The following is a 17,817-nucleotide window of genomic DNA, read 5'->3' as shown; positions in this document are numbered from 1 at the left end:
ATGAGGGAGGACATAACCATGGAGCATGTCAAAAACAAACCATTTCCAGCAGATTTTCTTTGGGGATCAGCCTCTGCTGCATATCAGGTAGAAGGAGCTTGGAATGAAGACGGAAAAGGTCTTTCTGTGTGGGATATATATACGAAACAGCCTGGTACAACTTTTAAAGGTACAAATGGAGATATTGCGGTAGATCATTATCATCGTTATGAGGAAGACGTTACGTTAATGGCAGAAATGGGCTTGAAAGCATACCGTTTCTCTATTGCGTGGAGTCGTATCTATCCAGAAGGAAAGGGAGCCATTAATGAAGAGGGGCTTGCTTTCTACGATCGTCTTATCGATGCTTTGTTACAGAATAACATTGAGCCGATTATTACTATTTACCATTGGGATGTGCCACAAGCACTGATGGATGCCTATGGAGCATGGGAGTCCCGAGAGATTATTGAAGATTTTCATGACTATTGCGTGACACTCTACAAACGATATGGGGACCGTGTAAAATACTGGGTAACGTTAAATGAGCAAAATATCTTTATCGGACTTGGCTATCAATTGGGGATTCATCCTCCTGGCGTTAAAGATATGAAGAGAATGTATGAAGCTAATCACATTGCGAACGTAGCAAATGCAAGAGCAATTCTAGCATTTCGTAAATATATACCGAATGGAAAGGTAGGTCCAAGCTTTGCTTATATGCCTACTTATCCAATCAACAGTGATCCGAAGAACATACTTGCTTATCATAATGCCGAAGAAATGAACAATGATTGGTGGATGGACGTATATGTATGGGGCAAATATCCACAGACAATCTGGAATTACTTAGAGCAACATGGAATGGCACCAACCATACACCCAGGAGATCTAGAACTATTGCAAGCTGCCAAGCCAGATTTTATGGGAGTAAACTACTATAGAACCTCTACGGTGGAGCATAATCCACTTGATGGTGTCGGAGCGGGTGTAATTAATACATCTGGCAAAAAAGGCACGACTTCTGACTCTGGTGTGCCAGGATTGTTTAAGACTGTTCGTAATCCGTTCTTAGAAGCAACGAATTGGGATTGGGAGATTGATCCAATAGGTATGCATATTGGCTTGCGTCGCATCAGTAATCGTTACCAGTTGCCTGTATTAATTACAGAAAATGGCCTGGGAGAATACGACAAGCTTGAAGAGGGAGATGTGATAAATGATAATTATCGCATTGAATTCTTACAAGCACATGTAAATGAAATTCAACGTGCTATCAGTGACGGAGTAGATGTGCTAGGCTATTGCACTTGGTCATTCACTGACCTGCTTAGCTGGTTAAATGGCTACCAAAAGCGTTACGGTTTTGTCTATGTGAACCGAGATGAAGAGGGAGAAAAGGATATGCGCCGAATTAAAAAGGCTAGTTTTCATTGGTATCAGAAAGTAATTAAAAACAACGGCGTGGATAAATAGAATAAAAGATGAGCTTTTAACAATATGCAGAGCTGTGTGACAGAAGACAGCTCTGCTACACCTTTTCTTCCTTTTGCATAATGTTGTAAGTGGCTTTAGCGAGCCTTTCCAACAAATAGATAACCGGTATTTGTGTAGTAATATTGGCTTCTCCCATGTATTCTGGTGTTACATAGTAAGGTAGATGATAGTCTGATATGTTAGCTAGTGTGCAGTGAGCTTGATTGGTAATGCTGACAATAACGCTACCTTCCTCTTTAAAACGGGTGATTTGTGAAAGCGTAAAATGTGTATCACCAGATACAGATAGAGCTATAGTAACGCTATCGTCAAAATAATGGCTATAAATCGGAAAGAAGGGGTCATTTATATACAAAGCAAATTTTTTTAGGCTAGAGAAATACCTTGAGCCATATTCGGCTAAAACACCAGAGTTACCTACACCAAGGAAAACGACATTTTTTGCTTGTGCAATCACCGAAGCAATCTGATTGATTTTTTCATCATAATCTTGCTTTTGGGTTCGTTCCATAAATTCTTGCAAACTATCTTGTGGATTGCTCAAAAGGCGCTGACTTTTTTCCTGTAAAAACATCTTTAACTTTACTTTGAACTCCAGAAAACCCTCGCAACCTACCTTTCGGCAAAAGCGAAGTACCGTACTAGTGGAAACATGATTTTCTATTGCTACATCTCTGACCCTCATATAGATAACCTTCTCTGTATGCTTAAGAATGTAGTCGTATAAAAGAAATTCGATATGAGTAAAAGAAGCAATTTGTTCCGCTGTAAACATGTATCGTGCCTCCAAAATCAATCTGTCGTTATCCGCTACCCATTTATTCTTCCATGCGCTAGCATAGAAAAATCACCCTCACTACCTTACTAGCAAAACTCATGAATAACAGCTTGCTCAAAACAACAAAATGCCCAAATGAAAATTTATTCTTTCCCCTCGTCCTTGTTTCCCTCCAAGAGCTGTAACACAATTTGCCACTTTACTAGCTTATCATCCATGGTTTTTATGTAACGACTCGGTGTAGGACTTGTTGAAGGTAGTGTCAGATAGAGACGATCATCTGAAAAGCCACGACATTTTTTGTAGCTTTGATATGCTTTTGTTCCATTAAACAAAACTGTTTTGATAGCTGGATATTGTTCATATAATCTGTCAAAATTATTAATTTCTTCTTGTTTTATTGCCGAGTCGAGACTGCCGTCACGCTCGCAGTTTTGTATAACATCCCATAGAGCTATTTTTTTATCTAAAAGAAACAAGAGACGCTGTTCGTATGAATCCGCCATAGGTTCATTAAATAACTCATACATAATGGGCCAAAAGTGGTTACGTGGATTTCCGTAATATTCATGTTTGCTCAATGAGATGGCACCAGGCATACTGCCAAGAATTAAGAGTGTGCTTGAATTGGAGATGACAGGAGAAAATGAATGTAACATAAGAAACCGTCCTTTATGAATGAATGTAATTAATAGTCTTTTCTCTTTACTAGTAGTATAACTAGTTTTTTGTTGCGCAAGAGGTGGAAAACTTCGGGTTTTCTTAATAGTAACAAATCATTTGCGAAAGTACTTGATGATTTTTATTACAAACCTACGAAAGATGGCCTTGATAGGCGGTTTTTTTTTGCACCATCTGAAAGGTGAAGCACGTTGAATGATACATATAAGCACAAAAATTCCACAAAAGGATAAAAATGATTTATTAAACAAAAAAATCACCAAAAAACATCTATTTACAACTAAAGAAAAAATCGACATAATCAAATCTTAAGGTCTAGTGTCACTTGTCGAATGCTTGGCTGGAAATTTTTGTACCTTGTTTGTATAAGGGACAAAAACCTCATTTGTAAAACTGTAAAATCGTAAATATTTTGTAACGATTTACTGAGAACGGCGTCTTATAATCATGGTAGTTATTGAGTTTTGATCAGGAGGGAATGGGGCATCAGTAGAGCAAAAAGCCTATAATATAGAGAGCTACATTTGTTGCAGATTTTGTTGATTTTTGGTGTTTGTTTGTCTGCATATGAATACTGTTTTTGTCTATATATGGCGAATGAAGACGCCGAATGCAACGAACAAATGAAAAAGAGAAGAGAAACCAGTATGATTTGGATAGTGAAAGGGTAGTGTGCATCATGGGTATCGGGACAGGTAAGAATGCAGACAGAATTAGAGGATGGATTAAAAAATCGAACGACATGACGCCAAAAACAAAACAACACAAAGCTTCTACAACAGAGAAAAGCAAGAATGGCAATGGGGGTGGACGTAATGCCTAAACCGCTTCAGGGACATGGTAGATATATGCCCGGATTGGATGGATTACGTGCGCTTGCCGTATTCGCTGTTATTATTTATCATCTTAATGTGAATTGGGCACCTGGTGGTTTGTTGGGTGTTGGAGTTTTTTTCGTACTATCTGGATACCTGATTACGGATATATTGATATCACAGTGGAAACAAAACGGAAAAATTGATCTAAAGGACTTCTGGATTCGTCGGGCGAAGCGATTGTTGCCAGCTATGTTAGTCATGTTGATAGCGGTAGTTGTTTGGCTAGCTTTATTTGATCGATCCCAGTTACTGTCACTACGAGGTGAAATTGTAGCGGCGCTTCTTTATGTGAGCAACTGGTGGTTAGTTTTTCACGAGGTATCTTACTTTGAAAGCTTTGGCCCAGCCTCGCCATTTGGCCATTTCTGGTCCTTGGCAGTTGAGGAGCAATTCTATCTCATTTGGCCCTTGTTGTTACTCTTGGGGCTACGTTATATACCGCGTCGAGGTAAATTGTTAGGTTTTACGTTAGCTGGAGTGGCTTTATCTGCCTTAGTTATGGCCCTTTTATATGAACCAGGCGTTGATCCAAGCCGGATTTATTATGGGACAGATACAAGAGCATTTGGGTTATTGATTGGCGCAGCACTTGCAATGATCTGGCCAAGTGCCAAACTTTCTCATAAAGTCTCGCTTCCTGCACGCATTACCCTTGAAGTGTCAGGGATAGCAGGATTGGCAACAATACTCTGGATGATTTGGTATACCAATCAATATGAGGACTTTTTGTATCAAGGTGGTCTCGTGTTGTTGTCGATTGCTACGGCTGTTGTAGTTGCAGTAATTGCCCATCCGGCAAGTAGTTTGGGCAAACTGATGGGGGCAAAACCACTGCGTTGGATCGGCGTTCGTTCGTACGGAATGTATTTATGGCACTACCCGATTATTGTCCTGAGCACACCCGCCATACATACTAATATTGACATTCCTAAAGCCCTATTTCAGGTAGGAGCAACCATTGCACTTGCCGCTTTATCATTGCGCTTAGTTGAGGAACCGATTCGCCGTGGTTCATTTGTTAAGCCTGCGAAATACCGAAGAATGCAGGATGGGCGCTGGAGGTTTGTTTTGTTTGGGCGCGGGGTTGTTTCGATGATTGCAATCATGGCTTTTAGCTCCACCTGCATTGCGATAGCAGGTTGGGGGGAAGATGTGACAGCAAGTTCCATTCCAACAACTACTGCGGTAAGCACTGATACTAAGCCTCAAACGGAAAAGCCAAACGTTGAGGAACCGAATATTTCTTTACCAGCGAAAGAAGGAACAGCTCAATTAGAAACCTCTGGTATGATCGATAAAAAGACTGAAGAGAAAACAAAAGCTACATCAACAATAAAAAATGATGCACAGCAATCAAAAGGAGAAACAAGCGAAAAAAATAGCTCTACACAAGCTACTGTTGATAGCGAACAACAGCCAAAACAGGCAGATAAAAAAACGCCAGGTACTACAACAAATAGCGATGTAACTGAACAAGCAACAGGATCGGAAGAGAAGGAAAGCGACTCGTCAGCTTCAGAGGCAGACAAAGATAATACCGACCCTCACCAAACGGGAGAAAGCAATACAAAAGCACAAAAAACGTCTGAAGAAGATGCTGAAGAGACGAAAACCTCTTCTTCTAAAGTGGGAAAAGGGATTACCGTGATTGGAGATTCGATTATGCTTGATGTTTCTCCTCACTTGGAAAAGCTGATGCCAGGGATCACTGTCGATGCCAAAATTGGTAGACAATTGTCACAGACTCCCGAGCTAGTTGCCCAATATAAAAAGAAAGGTAAGCTTGGAAGTCGAGTTGTTCTTGAGCTTGGTACAAACGGAGCATTTACAAAAAAACAACTGGAAAGCTTACTGAAATCTCTTGGAGATGCGAAGCAAATTATACTAATTAACACCCGTGTTCCACGTCCTTGGGAGAGCGTAGTAAACGCTACGCTAGCCGAGGTAGCCAAGAGCTATCCAAATACGCTTCTAGTAGATTGGTATACAGCTAGTGCAGGTAAAGATTCGTACTTCTCTCCAGATGGTGTTCATTTGGAGCCAGAGGGAGCGAAGGCATTTGCTGCCATATTATCTGATGTACTCAAGTAAATCATAGAACGCATAAAACCTCTTTTTATGAACTCGACTCCAACTGATGGTGTCGGGACATGAAAAGAGGCTTTTTTGTATGAGAAGGAAAAATTCTATTGGAATAATCAGCTTATATGCAGAACTAAATAGTCATTTTCAATTAAGGATTCAGTTAGAAATATATAATATGTGGTTTAGATGCTCATTTTTAAATACTTTCAAAAGGAAAAAAGGTATTATTACTAATAAGTATTGTGACCACCACTTTTATCTTTTTCGGAAAGGGAGCGAAGCAGTGGAGACGATCTATAGCCAACTACACAAGCTGGGATTTTCCCAGTATGAGAGCAAGGCCTACGTTAGTTTGATTAAACAAGCACCGGCTACGGGATACGAAGTGAGCAAACGTTCAGGTGTTCCGCGTTCCATGATTTACGAGGTGTTAGGGAAATTGATTGACAGAGGGGCCGCTTACCTGGTACCGACCGATCCAGTTAAATATGCTCCCGTACCTGCCAAGCAGCTACTGGAGCGCTTGCGGAATAGCATGGAAGAAACCATGAACTATTTGGAACATTCGTTAGAAACATTAGAAAAAGACCCAGCTATTGATGTTATTGTGCATCTGAGGGGATATGATCACGTCATACAGGAGTTGTCAGATACAATTAACCAGACGAAGAGTGAGCTGTGGCTATCCATTTGGGAGCCACAAGTAAGCCACATATATGAACAAGTGCAACAGGTAGTCAGTCGTGATGTTTCGGTATTCTCGATTGTGTTTGGTGCAGAGGGGATAAATCTTGGCTACACCTTTCCACATAACTATATGTCACCAGAAGTTGTGCAAGAGCGGATGGGAGGACATTTAACCATAGCAGCGAGAGATGGGGAAGAAGTTATTATTGCCAACTTTAATGAACGTGGCATTCCATGGGCAATTAAGACAAGAAACCCAGCGCTTGTAATGGTAGCTACCGAATATGTAAGACATGACATCATGATTGAAGAAGTCACGAGAGAGTACGGGGCCGATAAAGTAGAACGGCTATGGCGAAACCGACCTGATCTATCCCATGTGGTGACAGGATACAAAGGAGGGGCACTATGAAACTAGGAGATACATTAACATGGACAAGAACCTTTACAGAAGAAGAAACGCTCCACTTTGCAGAGTTTACCGGAGACAAGGGTAGACATCATATGGAACGCGACGAACAAGGCAGACTTATGGTACACGGTTTATTAACAGCAAGTATCGGAACAAAAATCGGTGGTGACCTCCATTACATTGCAAGGGAGTTTAACAATGAATTTCTTCGTCCTGTGTTTACGGGGGACACGATTACTTGTGAGGTAACAATCAATGAAATTACGCCTATGGATGGTTTTGATAAAATAACGCTATCGTTTGTGTATTACAATCAGGTAGGAAAAGAAGTAATAGTAGGAACCAGTCGAGGTATTATTCGGAAGGATTCCTAATGAGAACGAAATAAAAAAAGAGCAGGCACGAATGAGGAGAAAAATACTCACGTGTCTGCTTGATGTCTTATTGTACCGGAGCCTCAACTGCTATATATATTTCTACAATGGCTTCATTAGGATTGCTAGCTCGCTCATCATAGCGTTCAAAGTCACCTGTAAATGTGCGACGCATCCCACTATTCATGGACCACGCCCAAATGAATTGCCAAGCTTCTATTACGACTTCGGACAAGGGTCCGCATCTGGAAGTAAAGACAGCATACTGAGCGGCAGGTAACGTGAGTGTGGTTGTGTTTTCAGTATCAACCGCTGATTTTGCTGCCATTCTGTTGCCAAGTAAAATCGTGTACTCCCCAGCTACTCCATTCTCATAGTCTGCATATACACCGTATATATCTGGGGATAGACGGTTCGAGGACAACTTCTCTCCTATGTTTTCAGAAAAATATTGATCCCACAAATCACTGATCACACCAGCTCCAGAAAGCTCCCGAGCATTGGTTGTGCGTGCAGAAATTCCGGAAATCGTTAGTTCTTCTAAATGAACGAGGCGAGGTTCTTCAAGTGATGGATGAGAGTTTGCAGTACTATTTTCATGTGCCCAACGTTTCAACTGAGGGAATAGACCTGTTAACATCGTGCGAGCCTGTTGTTCACTCATTCCATCCCCAACCATGTGCGGAATACATATTTCTATCATTTGTTCCATCGTGCAGTCTGGTGCAGTAAACGCGCCCTTATCATAGCAGTATGTGCAATATTCCTGTGATTTGCTGTTGTCTTGCTCTGTACCTAACACTTCTTCATGAAGCGGCATGCTACAACTTTGGCAAAAGGTAGTTGTCATCTCAATCACTCCTTATTGGTTTACTAACAGTATAGAAGGTGGAACCTGACAACTCTCTGTCAGGTTTACAAACAATAGTTATCATACATATTTCTTAACGATAGCTGTTGCTAATTCTTTTATTTTTAATTGAATTGATTCAGGCTCTAATACTTCAACGGAGGGTCCAAAACTGAGAATAAATCCATAGAGCCAATTATCCTCTGGGAAAGAGGCGGCTACTGTTACATATCCTTCCCCGTATTCACGCAACTCTTCCACTCCAAACCACTCTTCAGCCAAATGACGAGCCTCAGGGGAAAATCGTAAGACAAGTTGAACCATCTTGGCAGGATCATTCCAATTTTGTACCCATGGAAGCTCATCTGAATGAATGTTTTGTCGTGTAAACGTTGTATCAAGTACCGTTAGATTTTTCATGCGATACAGCTTAAACAGGCGAAAATCGTTTTTGCCTTTGCAAAAACCGTACAGGTACCAGGAACGTCCTTTTACTAGAAGAATATGAGGCTCGACATTCCGGTTAGTCTGCTCCCCATGTGCATTTGAATACGTGAAACTCATCACTTTACTATCCTCGATAGCCTGTTTGATGATCAGAATGGTTTCCTCCAGCCGTTCATTTTGCCCCCAAGGAGAGAGATCAACGAGAAACTGTTGTGTTTTCCATTGAAATTGTTCTTTTTGAGAGTGAGGGATAATGCTAGTAATTTTTTCTACTAAAAACTGATGACTCTCACTTTTGTCCATGGTCGAGATGCTCTGTAAAGAGGTGACTATCGTTGCAAGCTCATTATTATTGAGCAATTGACGATCTAGTCGATATCCTTGGGCTAGACTGATACCTCCATTTGCTCCCTGATAGGTAACGATGGGAATACCAGCTTGATTAATGGTTTCAATATCGCGATAAATGGTTCGTATAGACACCTCAAATTGCTCGGCCAAATCCTTTGCTTGTACGAGATTACGGTTTAGCAAGATAATAATGATAGAAAGTAAGCGGTCTATTTTCATTTGGACGAAACTGCCCCATTCTGCAAAAATTAGTTAAGTATGGAAAATATGGCATACATATGTCTTTTAGTACGTTTAGGTTTATGTTAGTCAGTCGTTCCTTTGTAGAATTCGTTATTAAAGAGTACCTTTCCTCTTGTCTTTTCTTGAATGGAAATGAGGAAAAGCACGCTCATCCCTTACTAGATAGAGGGGAGAAACGTGCTTTTCCATACCTTATAGCATGTCATGCAATCCTATCTTTCTTAGCAAAAGAAATGACGAACTAGGCTTGTCTTTGTAAATCAGCCATACGTACTTCTTCGGCTATTGCTATCTTTTCTTCTTCTGTTAGTACAAGGCTTACCAATGGGAAAATGTAGTGATCTTCTTTTTCAATATGTTTTTTCAATAGGTAAGCTAATAGGTTCATCTTCTGCATCAACGGTTCGCTACATTTCTTTGTTTGCTCTTGATCAAACAACTCTTTCGCATCGTTAAAATGCTTACGGATTATCACATGATCCTGTACTAATTTTGCAATTGGACCTACTTCCTTTTCAACAATATGATTCTCCAATTTACCTAAAATAAACATTTCTTCGTACAAAAAATGGTGCTCCATTTCAATTTTAATCTCTTGTAAAGCGAGACGATACACTTCTAGATCGTAACCTTCTCGCACCTTATCCATCAAGTTTTCCAACGTTGCATGTTCAGCGACAAATGAGTGTAGGTGTGGGTCAATGATAGTGATCAGTTTGTTGTACTTTTCCTGATTGGCTTCACTCCAATCCGTCATGTCCAACTGTGGTTTGTATAAAGGAGTATTCATAAGCGTATCAACTCATCTCCGTTCATTTTACTGTCATTAGTAAATCTAACGAAACAAACGATCCAACGATGTGATTCAGATCACACATTTTTCGAAAAATTCTAGAAGATAGCAGGGGAGAGCCGCTTACCAAATATACGAAAAAAACGCACTCAGTGGTCAGTATTTTAGAAAATGGTGAAGTTATTTTTCAAGCAACAAAGTTTTTTTAATCTTTCCATAAAATTTGTTACAATATAAATGTTTGAAAGTTCGGGGTAGTATTGAAGCAAGATTTTAAACTGTGAAAAGGAGCATAAACAACATGAATAACGAGTATGTATTGGGCTGGGGAACTCTTGCTCTTATTAACGCGGGGCTTGCACAAGGGAAAAATCGATCGGGGCTTGTATGGTTTCTCTTGTCCTTATTCGGAGGTCCTATTGTTACGTTTGTTCTGGTTGTTTTACCTAAGGAGTAAGGTTTACATAACGATGTGAAAACAAAGGAGACTACCAACATGGAAATCAGAAAACCAACAGCAAAGGACATGGAGTTTTTATTTGAAAAGACACCGCAGGCTTTACAGGAAGGCACTTTGGGCCACATTGATGTGAATCTAGAAAGAATACAGGAGCCAATCAATAAACTGCTAGAGAAAGGGGCTTGGTATCTAGTAGGTAAGCAGAACGAGCAAATTGTGGGTTGGGTGTTAGCTGGTAGTACCATCGAGCAGTTTACCGACATAGAGATCGGCTATATTTTTGAGCTATATGTAATGCCTGAGTCCCGTGGGAGGGGGTATGCTAAGCCGCTGATGGAAGCCGCCATTCAGAGGCTAAAGGAACAGGGATATCCTGAAATTAGGCTAAATGTTTATGTAGCTAATCATGCGAAACATTTATATGAAAAGCTTGGGTTTCGGGAGCGGAATGTAATTATGAGTTTGATGTAAACCGAAACTTGCTTGGGGGCATGGATGTTTTATTATCTGTGTCCTTTCTTTATGTGTGTTTGATCTTATTTTTACATGTAAATTCAATATCTTACAAATAATACCCTGTTGTACGCATGTTACAATAGAAACAAAGAAACGTTGACAGGAGTAAAAGAATGATACCAGTTTTATGGCGTGAATTTATTGAGCAATTCATCTTGTTGGCAGATGAAGAGATTGACGAATTAGGCATCGTTAGTTTAGCGGGGAAGTATGAAATCCCGGTTATGAAAAGGACGGCTCGAATCCGAAGAAAAGTTGCTCTATTAACTTGTGGAATACTAGATAGGCAAAAAAATATACAAGTAGAACAGCCTGTAATTACAACGGTAGCTAAGAAAATAGAGATTCCCTCAATCCTCGTAAAACAATTTACCAGTCCTAAAAACAAAAAGAAGCTTTCAGAAACAGAGGAGCTTTTTGCATGGATTCAAAATGGTTGGATTCTCCAAGAAGTACGTTTTCAAAAAGATGAGAAAACGGTCCTATCTGAATATTTTCGTATGGGGCCAGTGTTATATCAGTATGTAATTGGGGAAAAAGAGGAGAAAGAGAAGAGAGAACAATACAGCTTAAACGAATGGATACGGCTATGCGAGAAATCTAGTAATAAATCAACTCTATATGATCTCTCTCCTGCTCGGAAAAAAGTACTTGTTACTATGGAATCGACTATGCAAACACTAAAAAATGAGTGTCTGCAAGCACTTAATCAGACTAACGAGTCGCTACCACCCAAGCTACGTGCTAAGAATTCTGCTAACACTAGTTCTGTGAATGTTGCCTATTCTACCTGGAAATTTTCTAAACAGCTTACGTTTTTACATTTTATGCTGGCTGTCTACCAAAAAGCGTTATCAGTCGACCATTTTGATTGGAAAGAGATAGGGGCTAGCTATTATCAGACGATCGGGGGATCAAAACAGTTTGATCCATATAAAAAAGACTTCTTGGAATTATTGGAATACATATTGCAAACGCCTTTACAAGTAGTTGGTTTAATTAGCCTGGGTACAATTACGCCTATCTTTTTTAGTGGAGAGCTTGAAGGGAAGAGCATCCACTACTCCCACGGAACGGTTCATGCCTCAACGGACATTGCTGTATATGATATGTCTTTTCAAACAACTGCGCAGAATATCTGGTTGGTTGAGAACAGGGGTGTGTTGACCCGCATGGCGTACGAAACGGAATTTTTACAGCAGACGAGTAGCTTTGTCTTATGTGTAGATGGTCAAGTTAGAAATGGACATCGAGAGCTGATTACTCAACTTGTCCAAAACTCACCTAATCTAAATCATGTAATGATATGGACCGATTGTGATGAATCGGGATATACGATTGCCAAAGAACTATATAGATTGACGAATAGTAAGCCAATTACATTGATTTTGCCTACTTTCCAAACAGTAAATAAGTGGGGGGATTATGAACAAATCTTCTCCGACATGATACAAACGTCAAAACGTGAACAAGAAGAGCACATGGGAGGACCTGAACAGTGGTTAACCTGGATAAATCATTAATCTCCGTTTTTAAAGCAGATGAAAGGCAACCAGAATTAATGCAAGTGATGCGTGATTTATCGACGTTGTCAGGTGTCATTCAAGATCTTAGTTCTGAGAAATATTTTAATTCCCCTTTGTATACGCTTCGTTTTCTGCGAATTTTAAATCTGATTAATGAAGAGGCATTGGGACTGACAGAACAACTTGAAAATGAACATGCCTTGTATTACCGCTACCGAAACAACTATGAACATGACAGTGAAATTACACTGACGCATATTAATCAATTAATTTTTATTCTAGGAAAGTATAACTGGATTACAAAAACAACAAAGCGAATTAGAATGCGTGATGTAGGCAAGCGCATGATGGACACATTAATTCGACTAGCCAACGATTCACTGGCCTACTATTTGAATGATGATGTGGCTAAATCTTTATTCCAAGCAAAACGAGATGCCGAGTTAAGTGAAGCGTATGATGATAAAGGCATATCGGGCGGAAATAAACTGGTAAGTATGATTAAAAATGTAGAGGATGCCATTGAATTGTTGAAGGAAAGGCAGCTAGAGTATCTTGCTGACCGGAATGCTTTGCCGCAGGTGCAGATTATTAATCAATTAATGCAAGAGTTGGAAAATAAATTAGCGGAACGAATTGAAAAGTTTCAAACCTTTGAAGAGGGATTAACATTGGCTCCTTTTATGCAAAGAGGGACGGCTACAATGGCGGAAGGGACCAAGATAAGCATTGGAACGATTAATAAAATTCTGACGTTCTCAATGCTGCAACAATCCCATATGATCCAAGCAATCCAGCCAGAAACCTTCCGTCAGTTTATTATGAAATCATTTGATAGTCCAATAGAATCAGATATTCCCGATACGCATCAAATCCTAAGCTTTATGGAACAGGGAAACTATGATGAAGAGGAATTAGATGGAGTGTGGGTTCCAGTAAAATTCCCTTCACCAATTCCTGCTCAAGGTATAAATGAAGCTGTCGAGTATATCGAAAACTATGAACCGTATACAGAAGAGATGGAAGAAGTACTTGATGTTGAGTATGAAGAGATGGAAGAGTTAGATATGGGTGCCATTGATGAGTTGATGGGCGACTCACGCTGGCAGTTGACCAAACAATTTATTCAAACGGAACAGATTGAAGCCTATTTGGAACAAGTAAACGAGGCTGGAATGGAAGAGCTAGTAATAGAAGCAGGTGGTTCTGCTAAATGGAGCGATGTGCTAAATGCTTTAATTGGCGTATCTGCTTTAGTTAGCAATCAACGAGCTAGTGTAGATGAACCGACGAATAAAGAAATTATGAATAATAAATCAGCAGCAAAATCATACTCAGACAAGGATTGGATGTGGATCGATGATGAGCAAGGACAGGGCATTGTACGAAGAAATCAACGAGGAAGTAAATCTTAACCCTCTATCTGCGATGATGTCTCTTCAAGGAGTACTAACAAAAGAAGAAGAGTCTGCTTTTATACAGATTCTATTTTCATCCTCTGCTACGATTCGGAATGCAAATTTTGGGCTATCACGAAAAGAAGTGGAGAAAATTATCGGAATCGCTAATGATGAGCAAGCATTCTTCTCTTTTTTGCAACGAGTCAATCAAGCGATTAGTCGATATTTTAAAGTGATCTATGATGAGCGTCGTAATCAGGTTGTGGTGATGATGAGAGTACCTGCTAAACAGGCTAAGACGGTGCTTTCCAAGGAGAGCTTGGCAATTCTAATGTTTATTTTTTATCATCAGGAAGTTTTACAAAATGAGTATACGCTTTTCAATCAATTGGTTGATAGCTTTGGGCATGAGTCGTTAAAGGCGAACCAGCGTATAAAGATTAATCTAGATTCGTTACGAAAAATTGGAGCTATCGAACCATACATAGGGAATTCAGATGAAGAGGCATATCAATTGACAGCGATCGGTAGCCATCTTTTTTCAAACTCCTTTTTACGAAGATATGCGGAATTTAGCCAATCTAATCAACTTCATATGGAAGATGTGCTACGTTTCTTCAAAAGGTACAACTTAGAAGGAGGACAAACTCCATGATACCGTGGCGATTACGGTTTAACGGCATCCGTGATTATGGGCAGACTATAATGGATCTATCTGAGGAGCAGGATCATATTTTTATTTCTGGTCCAAACGGTTCGGGTAAATCTACCATTACATTTTGTTTGGGAGCGGTCCTTTATTCTAGCAAAGTAGACTTGGAAGGCCTACGTTCACAAAATTTATCCCCCGATGAGACATGGAGGGCTAGTATTGATTTGTTATTTAAAAATGCAGGACATGTCAAAGTAGATGCGCCCGCATTCGTCCAGTTTTCGTTACACATCGAGCAGAAACCGGGTGAAACTGTTAAAAAAGATTTTTACATTCAAGAAGGCGAAAACATTGATCAATGGGAATATACTAGAAAGTATTCGTCAGGGGATCAAAATTATAATTTCTCAGGATACAAAAAACAGATTTCACAAAAGTATGCGGTCGATCCTGATGAATTTTATCTAATTTGGTATCAGAAAGAGGTTAATCAATTTGCGGTTATGCATCCAGAGGAACGCTTTCGAATTTTTAGTGAGATGTATGGCATTGATACGATTCAGAAGAACTGGGAAGAGAGCAAGGAATTGGTGAATGAAGCTGCTACTTCTATGCAAGCAGCAGAACAAACGCTTCAAAATAAAAAGTGGGGACTTACCCAAAAGCAAAGAGAATTGGATCGGTTTCATGATCGTAACAGACGACTAGAGGCAGGGTTAACCGAATATGTTTCTGCTTTGCTTGTTTTACAGAAATATTACTCTCAGGAGATATCTGATTTAAAGGAACAAATCGAACAATATCAAACGGAGCAGGCCGAAGATGAAAAGGCTTTATTTGGACTTCGTGAGCAGTTGCAAACGGTAAAGCAAAATGTAGAAGCAGTCACAATAGAATTAGAAACAACGAATCAGTCTTTAGAGGAAGTCCAGTCTAGAAAAGATAATTTGCAAGCAAAACAGAAAGCTTGTCAGAAAAAGAAACAGGATTTGGAAAAACAGATAGAACATGTAACACGGCAAGTTCAAAATATACCAAAGACAGAAGAGAAAGTAAAAAACGAATTAAACCAGTTTCGCTCTGCTCTGGATAGCGATCAGAAAGAAAAGAATAGCTTAGACGAACAGTTTCAAACCATCAGAAGTCAATTAAGGGAAAATCAAGGTGAGATGAAGCTTCTTGAATTTCAAATTCAACAAGATAAGGTAGACGAAATCAAGAATAGAGAAGTATTAGAAGAATACAAGAGTAGTCATCTTGTTACAGATAGAATTGCTGAGAATGAACGCTCTTTGGAACATAACAAAGATAACCATAGAATGTGGTCGGAGGAGAGGAAAAAACTAGAGAGTGAACATGAGGATGTGAAAAATAATCGCTATGTGAGCCAGCGTCAGCAAAAGTCACTCGTCTATTTTGCAAGTAAAGGAATAAAGGCTTATCCATTACAAGAGCTGATCGAATTAGATGACAAATCTCGACCAGCCGATGAACAATGGTTTGATCCAATCAAATATACGATTTTTGTAGATGGAAAAGTGTTTGTGCCACCAAATGACTTGTATCATGTCTCTCTATCAGACATTGTTCCCGAATATTATTTGACCAGCCTACCTGACTTGCATGCTCAAATCAAGCAAGCACTACAGGAAGAATTGATTCCCTTTGCTGTAAAAGCACTTTGGTGGGTGAAATCGTTCCAGACTGAACAAATGCCAACGAATGAAAATGGCATTTTGGTAGACACGAAGGGGAAACGAGGGGCACAAGAAGAAAAAGAATTTATTTTAAGTGAAATGGCTATTCAAAAGCGTAAACAGGAAATCGAGCTAGTTATCGTGGAAAGAACACAGCAGATTCTATTGGTTACGAAAGAAATGGAACGATTACGAACTGAGAACACTTCTCTGCATTCAGCATTGGATAAGGTGAAAAAGGCAGAAGCCTTTTTCTCAGTCACGAATGAGAGAGAATGGAACGAAAAAAAAGCATGACAAGCTGGAACAACTGGATCAGGAATTACTTTTACAGGAACAAAAATTCCTTGAACGCTTACATATTCTTCAAGAGCAGATTGCTGTTTACAGGGTAAGTATCTCACAACTGGAAAAATATGAAGCGGTCTATCAGGAATTCGCTAAGGAAAAACAGAAAATGGAGGAAATTCAACGACTAACTTTGGAACTAGAATCATTGGTTGTAAAGTTACAGGAAGAAATGGCGCTACTAGAAAAATTAGAAACGCAATATGAAACACAGGAAAAAGAGCAGTCAGATCAAAAAAGAAGACAGAAGCGGATCGAGCAATCTATAGACGATAAGGAACGAAATAGTAAAGAGACAGAACGACTAATTAAACGGAAAAGTGATGAATATAACACGAATGAAGAGGGATATGTAGCCACCTCCCGTGAGTTAACTTATCTGAAAGACGTTACTCCGTATAGGTTTTCAGATACCAAAAATTCTCTAACAGAACTACCAAATTGGACTAAGGCTCAGGCACATCAACAGAGAGAGACTGGTAAAATAACGTTTGATCAGGCTGCAAAAGAAACTGATATTGATGAGGCAGCACCAGAAAATTATGAAATCATGAAACAAGAATATGAACGTTCCAATGAGGAGCTACAGGAAGCCAAGCGTTTACTAGAAGAATATACGGAACGGATGGAGCGCTTGAAAGACGATATGGAAACTACAATTAATATGCGGGTTTTGGAAGTGAATCAACGTTTTGTCAATTATATGGGCGAATTCGGTTTCGGTGGGAAAATTGATTGGGAAATGAAGCCAGATCGACGTAACCAAGTCCATTATTACCTGTACCTGAGAGCAAGAAAAGAAGGGCATCGAGGCAAAATGGAAGATGTCAGCACCAAAGCTCGAGGCGGGAAAGTGGGTAAAGGTGTTTCGGGAGGCGAAGAATCGTTAAGTTCACTCTTATTTGCGCTAGCTCTCCTACAAACCATTCAGGCTAGCCCCGGATATATTGTCCTTGATGAATTTGATAGTGCGCTGGATGAGGGGAGAAAGGAGAAGATATTCAATCTGTATGAGAAAGAATTAAAACGAAAGCTAATCGTGCTCTCTCCTAAATCTCATGAAGAGAACTATTTGTATCGGTTTTCAAAAGCGTATGTGGTCTGCCATGATCCGAGCAAGCTAAAGAGTTGGATAGTGAAGGTGAAACAAGTGTAGCCTATTA

General features: G+C 39.7%; 16 protein-coding genes. 11 read left to right on the top strand and 5 right to left on the bottom strand.

The features are described from left to right. Nucleotides 1-18: 18 nt before the first annotated feature. Complete coding sequence (locus tag EEL30_25220; protein QDX95299.1) at nt 19-1,455, top strand: glycoside hydrolase family 1 protein; 1,437 nt, start codon at nt 19-21, stop codon at nt 1,453-1,455. Nucleotides 1,456-1,510: 55 nt separating this feature from the next. Here EEL30_25220 and EEL30_25215 read toward each other — a convergent pair whose 3' ends face one another. Beyond that, nucleotides 1,511-2,251 (bottom strand): MurR/RpiR family transcriptional regulator, encoded by a 741-nt coding sequence (locus EEL30_25215; protein ID QDX95298.1) that lies wholly within the window; start codon nt 2,249-2,251, stop codon nt 1,511-1,513. A 146-nt stretch (nt 2,252-2,397) separates the two neighbouring features. Further along, the gene (locus EEL30_25210; protein ID QDX95297.1) at nt 2,398-2,913 is read right to left on the bottom strand and encodes a DNA-deoxyinosine glycosylase; all 516 of its coding nucleotides are present in this window, start codon (nt 2,911-2,913) and stop codon (nt 2,398-2,400) included. A 632-nt stretch (nt 2,914-3,545) separates the two neighbouring features. Between EEL30_25210 and EEL30_25205 the strand changes: the two genes are divergently transcribed. From EEL30_25205 to EEL30_25190, 4 genes are all read left to right on the top strand, one after another. Further along, nucleotides 3,546-3,758 (top strand): hypothetical protein, encoded by a 213-nt coding sequence (locus EEL30_25205; GenBank protein ID QDX95296.1) that lies wholly within the window; start codon nt 3,546-3,548, stop codon nt 3,756-3,758. Continuing rightward, nucleotides 3,751-5,904: an acetyltransferase gene (locus tag EEL30_25200; protein ID QDX95295.1), complete on the top strand. Its 2,154-nt coding sequence runs from the start codon at nt 3,751-3,753 to the stop codon at nt 5,902-5,904. Before EEL30_25205 ends, EEL30_25200 begins: the two co-directional genes overlap by 8 nt. Before the next feature lie 277 nt (nt 5,905-6,181). Next, on the top strand, nt 6,182-6,997 hold the full coding sequence (locus EEL30_25195; protein ID QDX95883.1) for a TrmB family transcriptional regulator: 816 nt from the start codon (nt 6,182-6,184) through the stop codon (nt 6,995-6,997). Then, entirely contained in the window at nt 6,994-7,371 is a 378-nt protein-coding gene (locus EEL30_25190) for an enoyl-CoA hydratase (protein QDX95294.1), read from the top strand. The genes EEL30_25195 and EEL30_25190 overlap by 4 nt, the downstream gene beginning before the upstream one ends. A 67-nt stretch (nt 7,372-7,438) precedes the next feature. Here EEL30_25190 and EEL30_25185 read toward each other — a convergent pair whose 3' ends face one another. The 3 genes from EEL30_25185 to EEL30_25175 form a co-directional block, all read right to left on the bottom strand. After that, the gene (locus EEL30_25185) at nt 7,439-8,221 is read right to left on the bottom strand and encodes a transcriptional regulator (GenBank protein ID QDX95293.1); all 783 of its coding nucleotides are present in this window, start codon (nt 8,219-8,221) and stop codon (nt 7,439-7,441) included. An 81-nt stretch (nt 8,222-8,302) separates the two neighbouring features. Then, the gene (locus tag EEL30_25180; protein ID QDX95292.1) at nt 8,303-9,238 is read right to left on the bottom strand and encodes a YafY family transcriptional regulator; all 936 of its coding nucleotides are present in this window, start codon (nt 9,236-9,238) and stop codon (nt 8,303-8,305) included. Nucleotides 9,239-9,503: 265 nt separating this feature from the next. Further along, nucleotides 9,504-10,052 (bottom strand): hemerythrin domain-containing protein, encoded by a 549-nt coding sequence (locus tag EEL30_25175; GenBank protein QDX95291.1) that lies wholly within the window; start codon nt 10,050-10,052, stop codon nt 9,504-9,506. A gap of 499 nt (nt 10,053-10,551) precedes the next feature. Here EEL30_25175 and EEL30_25170 point away from each other — a divergent pair, with 499 nt between their 5' ends. From EEL30_25170 to EEL30_25145, 6 genes are all read left to right on the top strand, one after another. Beyond that, nucleotides 10,552-10,986 (top strand): GNAT family N-acetyltransferase, encoded by a 435-nt coding sequence (locus tag EEL30_25170; GenBank protein QDX95290.1) that lies wholly within the window; start codon nt 10,552-10,554, stop codon nt 10,984-10,986. Nucleotides 10,987-11,144: 158 nt separating this feature from the next. After that, on the top strand, nt 11,145-12,554 hold the full coding sequence (locus EEL30_25165; protein QDX95289.1) for a DUF2399 domain-containing protein: 1,410 nt from the start codon (nt 11,145-11,147) through the stop codon (nt 12,552-12,554). Continuing rightward, nucleotides 12,530-13,972 carry a hypothetical protein gene (locus tag EEL30_25160; GenBank protein QDX95288.1) on the top strand — a complete coding sequence of 481 codons (1,443 nt, stop codon included), beginning with the start codon at nt 12,530-12,532 and terminating at the stop codon, nt 13,970-13,972. Before EEL30_25165 ends, EEL30_25160 begins: the two co-directional genes overlap by 25 nt. Beyond that, on the top strand, nt 13,920-14,612 hold the full coding sequence (locus EEL30_25155) for a hypothetical protein (GenBank protein QDX95882.1): 693 nt from the start codon (nt 13,920-13,922) through the stop codon (nt 14,610-14,612). Before EEL30_25160 ends, EEL30_25155 begins: the two co-directional genes overlap by 53 nt. Next, nucleotides 14,609-16,603 (top strand): hypothetical protein, encoded by a 1,995-nt coding sequence (locus EEL30_25150; protein ID QDX95287.1) that lies wholly within the window; start codon nt 14,609-14,611, stop codon nt 16,601-16,603. Before EEL30_25155 ends, EEL30_25150 begins: the two co-directional genes overlap by 4 nt. Further along, nucleotides 16,572-17,810 (top strand): hypothetical protein, encoded by a 1,239-nt coding sequence (locus tag EEL30_25145; GenBank protein ID QDX95286.1) that lies wholly within the window; start codon nt 16,572-16,574, stop codon nt 17,808-17,810. The genes EEL30_25150 and EEL30_25145 overlap by 32 nt, the downstream gene beginning before the upstream one ends. Nucleotides 17,811-17,817 lie beyond the last annotated feature (7 nt).

It is taken from the genome of Brevibacillus laterosporus (assembly GCA_007833815.1).
Classification (GTDB): Bacteria; Bacillota; Bacilli; order Brevibacillales; family Brevibacillaceae; genus Brevibacillus_B; species Brevibacillus_B laterosporus_D.
The sequence above is the reverse complement of the archived record's forward strand: the minus strand, read 5'-3'. Positions and strand labels throughout refer to the sequence as shown.